Origin of the sequence: Marivita sp. (assembly GCF_022763305.1) — a bacterium.
Taxonomy (GTDB): Bacteria; Pseudomonadota; Alphaproteobacteria; order Rhodobacterales; family Rhodobacteraceae; genus Marivita.
Map to the genome: position 1 here is coordinate 93445 of NZ_JALEGT010000102.1, position 6451 is coordinate 99895.

Annotated in this window: 6 protein-coding genes; 2 read left to right on the forward strand and 4 right to left on the reverse strand. The window is 63.0% G+C overall.

The features are described from left to right. The first annotated feature begins 10 nt into the window (after nt 1-10). Nucleotides 11-1357 (forward strand): NADP-specific glutamate dehydrogenase, encoded by a 1347-nt coding sequence (gene gdhA / locus MRY75_RS18510; protein WP_292309484.1) that lies wholly within the window; start codon nt 11-13, stop codon nt 1355-1357. Between the two features lies 1 nt (nt 1358). Here gdhA and MRY75_RS18515 read toward each other — a convergent pair whose 3' ends face one another. From MRY75_RS18515 to MRY75_RS18530, 4 genes are read right to left on the reverse strand one after another with little or no spacing between them, the layout of a single operon-like run. Further along, a complete protein-coding gene (locus MRY75_RS18515) occupies nt 1359-1985 on the reverse strand; it encodes an ABC-type transport auxiliary lipoprotein family protein (RefSeq protein ID WP_292309485.1) in 627 nt (208 codons plus the stop codon). Next, nucleotides 1982-3721, reverse strand: a complete 1740-nt coding sequence (locus MRY75_RS18520; protein ID WP_292309486.1) for an MlaD family protein — start codon at nt 3719-3721, stop codon at nt 1982-1984. The genes MRY75_RS18515 and MRY75_RS18520 overlap by 4 nt, the downstream gene beginning before the upstream one ends. 1 nt (nt 3722) lies before the next feature. Then, nucleotides 3723-4520 (reverse strand): ABC transporter ATP-binding protein, encoded by a 798-nt coding sequence (locus MRY75_RS18525; RefSeq protein ID WP_292309487.1) that lies wholly within the window; start codon nt 4518-4520, stop codon nt 3723-3725. Continuing rightward, complete coding sequence (locus tag MRY75_RS18530; RefSeq protein ID WP_292309488.1) at nt 4517-5641, reverse strand: MlaE family lipid ABC transporter permease subunit; 1125 nt, start codon at nt 5639-5641, stop codon at nt 4517-4519. The genes MRY75_RS18525 and MRY75_RS18530 overlap by 4 nt, the downstream gene beginning before the upstream one ends. 269 nt (nt 5642-5910) lie before the next feature. On the opposite strand from MRY75_RS18530, the gene MRY75_RS18535 reads away from it, so the two are divergent. Next, nucleotides 5911-6378, forward strand: coding sequence for a MaoC family dehydratase N-terminal domain-containing protein (locus MRY75_RS18535; RefSeq protein ID WP_292309489.1), 468 nt, complete (start codon nt 5911-5913; stop codon nt 6376-6378). Nucleotides 6379-6451 lie beyond the last annotated feature (73 nt).

Consider the following 6451-nt stretch of genomic DNA (forward strand, 5'->3'; position numbering starts at 1 on the left):
GACAGGCTGAATGACACACCGCACCATCGACTGCGACGACTTTCTCTCGGATCTGGCAAAGCGCACCCCCGGCGAAGACGCGTTCCACCAATCCGTGGCCGAGATCATCCCCGATCTGATCCCGATCGTGAACGAGAACCCGGAGTATCGCGAATTCGCGCTTCTCGAACGGCTGACCGAGCCGGATCGGATCGTGTCCTTCCGCGTCGACTGGCGGGACGATGACAATGTCGCACATGTCAATCGCGGCTATCGCGTACAGTTCAATTCGGCCATTGGACCCTACAAGGGCGGCTTGCGCTTTCATCCGACCGTGAACCAGTCGGTGCTGAAATTCCTGGGCTTCGAACAGACCTTCAAGAATGCCCTGACCGGCTTGCCGATGGGCGGAGGCAAGGGCGGTGCGGATTTCGATCCTGCGGGACGATCCGCCGCCGAAATCATGCGATTTTGCCAATCCTTCATGCAGGAATTGCACCGACACATCGGACCCGACATCGACATTCCCGCTGGAGACATCAATGTCGGCGCACGCGAGATCGGGTGGATGTTCGGAGAGTACCGACGGATCACGAACCAGTTCGCCGGGGTCCTGACCGGCAAGGGCTTGTCCTTCGGCGGGAGCGAAATGCGGACTGAAGCAACCGGATACGGCGTTGTGCAGCTCCTCTGCCACATGCTGGCCGAGCGCGACGACAGCATCGACGGCAAGACGATCGTGGTCTCGGGTGCCGGGAATGTCGCGACATTCGCGGCCGAATTGGCGATGTGCAAGGGTGGCAGGGTTGTCACCTTGTCCGACAGCCGGGGCTTCATCCATGACGCCGCCGGTCTGACGCAGGACAAGATCGACTGGGTGCGACAGCACAAATCCAAGCCGGGCGCAAGCCTTGAGGCGTATGCCGACACGTTCGACGCCACCTGGCACGCCGGAAAGACGCCGTGGGACGTGGCCTGCGACATTGCGCTGCCCTGCGCCACCCAGAACGAACTGGATGCCGATGGGGTCAAAGCTCTGATTGCCAACGGCTGCGCCGCGATTGTCGAAGGAGCCAACATGCCGACAACCCGCGCTGCGCAGGCGGCCATCCGTGAAGCCGGGCTTCTTTTTGCGCCGGGCAAGGCGGCCAATGCCGGTGGTGTTGCTGTGTCCGGGCTAGAGATCAGCCAGAACCGCCAGCGCCGCACCCAGTCGCGGGATGACCTGGCCGACGCCCTTCAGGACATCATGCAGACGATCCACGACACCTGCGCCGAAGCGGGCCGCACCACGTCCGGGATCGACTATGCCAAAGGCGCCAACGTGGCGGGGTTTCGCAAGGTCGCGGATGCGATGTACGCGGCAGGTGTCGCCTGAGCTAGAGCGTGGACCCTACCCAAGCGGCAAAGTCTGCAAAGACCTGATCCGATGCGGCGCTGAACGCGTCGATCACAGCCAGCGTTTCGGTTGTCGGGGAAAGGGCACTTGCGGTGAAGCGGCGGCTGGCGACGATGCTGGCATCGCGTTCGCGCACAACCCGGACAAGAAGGGTGATCTGCACATTGGCGGTGTCGGTGCCTGGAACGACATCGGCCTGAAAGTCGATCACCTCGGTCACGAGGGCGAAATCTCCGCTCACGCCCAAGGGCTTGCGCCCGACATAGCGCACAGCCCCCATGGCCTCGATGGAGCGCAGCATCAGCGTCTGGACCATCACAGGTGTCGGCTCGCTCCAGCGGACCTCGGGCAGATATTGAGCCTGCAGAGCATTCGGGCGGATCATGATCCGGTCTGTGGCCAAAGCTCCGCTGGTGGTGGGGATTTCCACGATCACGTCGATGGCGCGGGGCCGTGCGGACGTCGCGGCGATACTGTCAGGTGCGCGCAGTTCGAACACGTCGAGCGGTGTGGCCGCATCGCTGACCGCCGAAATTGCGGCACATCCCGACAGCAGAGCCATCGCCATCACCGCAAGGGTTTTGCGCAGGTGGATGCTTGCAATCATCGTCTGAACTCCGGCGTTTCGCTGTCGAGGAAGAACCGCGTCGGGTCCCTTTGGATTTGTTCGGTCAATCGGTCAAGATTTGCAATCAAGGCGCGGCTTTCCTGTGCCAGCCGCGAATAGAGCGGCAGCGCGGTGGTGGTGAAGTCGCGGATCGACGGCGATGCGGCGCTGGTCAGGTTACGCAGCTCGGCAAAGGTGTCGGAGGCCGCCTGACTCGCGGCGCGCAGATCGGAGGACATGCCGGGGATGTCTTCGGATACCTGCGCTATGGCGGCATCAAGACTGCCGAGGGACGCCTCAAGACCGCTGATGATGCCGTCCAGATCCTCGTTGATGACCCGATCCGCGCCCGTGAAGGCCCGTTCCGCCGCACCCAAAGCGCGGTCACCGGTTTCCAGCGCGTCATTTATCGCGGCCAGCGTGGTGTTGGCATTGGCAAAGGACACCCGCGCGTCTTCAAGCGTCACGCGCGCCGTTTCCAGCACCGCTTCCGCGGATTGGCTGGACGCGGTCAGGTTGCCGCCGACTTCGGTCGCGACGGTGCGGAAGGTCTCGGCGGTCTGGCGGATGTCGGCGATGATGTCCGGCAGGTCTTCGTTGGCAACCGTCGCAACCGAGGCGATGGCGCGGTCGGCCTCGGCCACCATCGCGCGGGTCTCGGACAAGAGCGGCGCGCCTTCGTCACGGATCAGCGTGTCGAGCGTGCCAGCGGTTTCGGTCACGGCCTCGGCTGTGCCATCGAGCCGGGCGATCAGGGCGTCGGTGGCTTGCAGGGTCGTTTGCGCCTCCTTCAGACGCGCGGTGGCGGTTTCGCCGGTGGTGTTGAGTGTTTCCATCAGAGCACGAGCATCGGCAGAGAGCGTGGTCAGTTCCGCTTGCAGCGCGGCGGCGGTGGCGCGCAGATCGGCCGTGGTCTGGGTCAGGTCGGTCGCGATGTAGTCTTCAGTGCGAGCGAGGGCGGATTGGGCGCTGGTCAGAGTGTCGGCTCCGGTCGTCAGGACGCCTTTGCCCTGCTCGGAGAGTTCGCCGATTGAGGTGAGCGTCGCATCGGCAGTTTGCAGCACCTCGGTCAGATCGCCGGTCAAGGTGTTGAGCGTTTCATTGAAGCGGCTGATCTGTTCGGCGAAGTCGCTGACCGTGGTCGAGATCGACGAGAACCCATCCAGAGTTTCGGCGAATTCGGCAGAGGCGGTTTCGACATTGGCGATAATGCTGTTGATGCGGTCGCGGTTTTCCGCGCCGAGAAGATCGCCGACGTCGCTGACGAGTTGCAGCGACTCCTCGAGAAGCCGCGGGGCGTCTTCGGACAGGCTTTGCAGAGTGGAGCGGCCTGCGGTGATTTCCGGGACGGGCTGGTCCTCGGTGGGTTCAAGCAGCGCCGCATCGGGTGATCCAGGGCCGATACCCACAAAGGATACGCCCGTCACACCTTGCGCTTCGATGGTGGCGATGCTGTCGGTGCGAACCGGCGTTTCCGCATCCACCTCGACCCGGACAAGGATCGTGCCGTCCTGATTGGGCGACAGGCGCACATCCACCACCTGCCCCACCGGCAGGCCGCTGAAGCGCACATCGGACGCGTTGCCCAGCCCGGAGACCGAAGAGAAGCGGATGTCGTAATAGTCGAACTGGCGGTCCAGTTCGACCTGGGCGAACCACAGGAAGAACCCAAGGATGCCCAGCAGCCCCGCAAGGGTGAACGCGCCGATCAGGACAAAGTTCGCCTTGGTTTCCAAGTCAGTCGCCTTTCTGTCCGCCTTGGGCCGGTCCATCGGGCACGGCGGCACGGGCGCGAGGCCCGTGGAAATACTCGTGCACCCAAGGGTGATCCACCTCCAGCATATCCGCCATGCTGCCGGTCACCAGTACCTTTCGTTCCGCCAGCACCGCGATGCGGTCACAGGTCGCGTGCAGGGTGTCCAGATCATGGGTCACAAGGAACACCGTCAACCCCAGCGAATGGCTGAGCCCCCGGATCAATTGGTCGAACGCGGCGGCCCCGATGGGATCGAGTCCTGCGGTCGGCTCATCCAGAAACACGATATCCGGGTCCAGCGCCAGCGCACGCGCCAGCCCTGCCCGCTTGCGCATGCCGCCGGACAGTTCAGAGGGGTATTTGTCACCGGCGAGATATTGCAGGCCCACCATGGAGATCTTGAGATCGGCCAGATCGCGGCGGATCTGCGGATCAAGACCGGGGATCGCGCGCATCGGCACTTCGACGTTTTCCCGCACGGTGAGCGACGAAAACAGCGCGCCGTCCTGAAACATCACGCCCCAGCGGTTTTCCAGCTTTTGCCGCGTGTCCTCGTCAGCATTCAGAACATCGGTGCCCAGCACCTCGACAGACCCGGCGGCGGGTTTCTGCAGGCCCGCGATGGTGCGGAGGAGCACGGATTTCCCGGTGCCGGACCCACCCACGACGCCAAGGATCTCGCCGCGATAGACGTCGAGGTCCAGATCCTCGTGCACGACCTGCCGCCCGAACTGGTTGCGGATGCCCCGCAGTTTGATCACCACCTCGCGGTCTGTCATATGCCGATCCTCGCGAAGAAGATGGAGAAGACGGCGTCCGCGACGATGACCGCAAAGATCGCGGTGACGACGGCGTTCGATGTCATCCGCCCCAGAGATTCCGCATTGCTTTGCACCTGCATGCCCGCATGGCAGCCGACAACGCCGATGATCATGGCAAAGACCGGGGCTTTGACCAGACCGACAAAGACATGGCTGACCGCCGTGCCCTCGACCAGCCGCGTCGTGAACATCGCGGGCGAGATGCCGAGGTCGATCCACGCCATCAGCGCGCCCCCGAAGAGCCCGGCGATATTGGCGATGAGCCCAAGGATCGGCAGCATGATCAGCAGCGCAAGAATGCGGGGCACAAACAGGTTCATGCCGGGATCAAGGCCCAGCGTGCGCATCGCGTCGATTTCCTCGCGCATCTTCATCGACCCGATGGCGGCAGTGAAGGCCGATGCAGTACGGCCCGCAACGATGATGGCGGTCAGCAGGATGCCCAGTTCCCGCAGGATGGAGATGGCGATCAGGTCGACGACGAACACCTCGGCTCCGAACTGACGCAACTGCGTTGACCCTTGAAAGGCCAGCACCACTCCGATCAGGAACGCCATCAGCGCCACGATGGGCACGGCCTTGAGCCCCACTTCCTCGCAGTGATGCACCAGAGAGGTCAGCTTGAATTCACTGGGGTGACGCACCGCGCGGGCCAGGCGGTGCAGGAAAATGCCCAGATAACCGGTCAGTGCCCGCACGAACATCACACCGGCAAACACCCTGCGCCCGAAGCGGTCGAGTCGGGCGGTCAGCGATCCATCAACGGGGGGTGGGGATTCCGGGCTTGGCAGAGCATGTTCAACACTCTCAAGAAGGCTTGCCGCCTCGACGCTGGCGCCAATGATCTCGATATCCTTGGCGCCGGGCTTCTGCCGCAGCATCAAGAGTGCCCATGCCCCGGCCGTATCAAGGCGTGTGACTGAAGAGAGGTCGATCCGTTTCAGGGCACTGATCTCGATGTCCCGAAGATGGTCGTGCAAAGCGGTCACGGTCCGGATCGTCACGCGGCCCGACAGGTGGAGCGTGCCCGAGCCATCGACGGGCGGGACTGAGAAAGGCACATCGTCAGCTCTGGTCATAGCACCAAGCTATCCGGTCCCTGACGGCTGCGGAAGCGGGGATCGGATGCGGCCAACCGCCCCTGCCGGGCTGCCAACCAGCCACAACGCGCGGATTTTTGCCGCAGGCTGCACCTGCAGAAAAAGACAAAATTTCCTTTTCCGTCAAATGCCGCAGCTGCGAAGCATGCGCTTCGGTATACCGTGGTATTCCCTTAACTATTTAAAATCATTTGATTTTTTTGAGCTCAACGGCAAGTCTAATGCATATTCCTGTGGGGAGGACGATCATGGATATGCTCAATCTCGATGCCTGGACCGGCCGCGTGACCCGTGATGCGGGATGCGTCACACCCGAACTGGCGCGGCAGCTTCATGCCACGGTCGGTCTGGGAAAAGCGCCCCAGCATGGCGATGCACTTCCCCCGCTCTGGCACTGGTGCGCCTTCCCCTTGTCCACCCCGAACGACAAGCTGGGCCGCGACGGGCACCCGCGTGAAACCGATCTTCTGCCCCCCGTCCGTCTGGACCGGCGCATGTGGGCCGGGGGTGCGCTGAAATTCTACGGCCCCGCCCTGCGCGTCGGCGATCCACTCGAGCGCCGCTCATCCATCCGGTCAGTGACCGAGAAAGACGGCTCAAGTGGGCCGATGGTGTTCGTGACCGTCGATCACGCGATCTACGGCCCGTCCGGTCTGGCCATCGAAGAACGGCAGGACATCGTCTATCTGGAAAGAGTTATGCCCGAAAGTTGGTGATGGGCTGAAGTAGGCGGCATATCATGGCGGTGTTCAAGACGCCGTCGTTCTCAGAGAGAAAGGATATGCCACC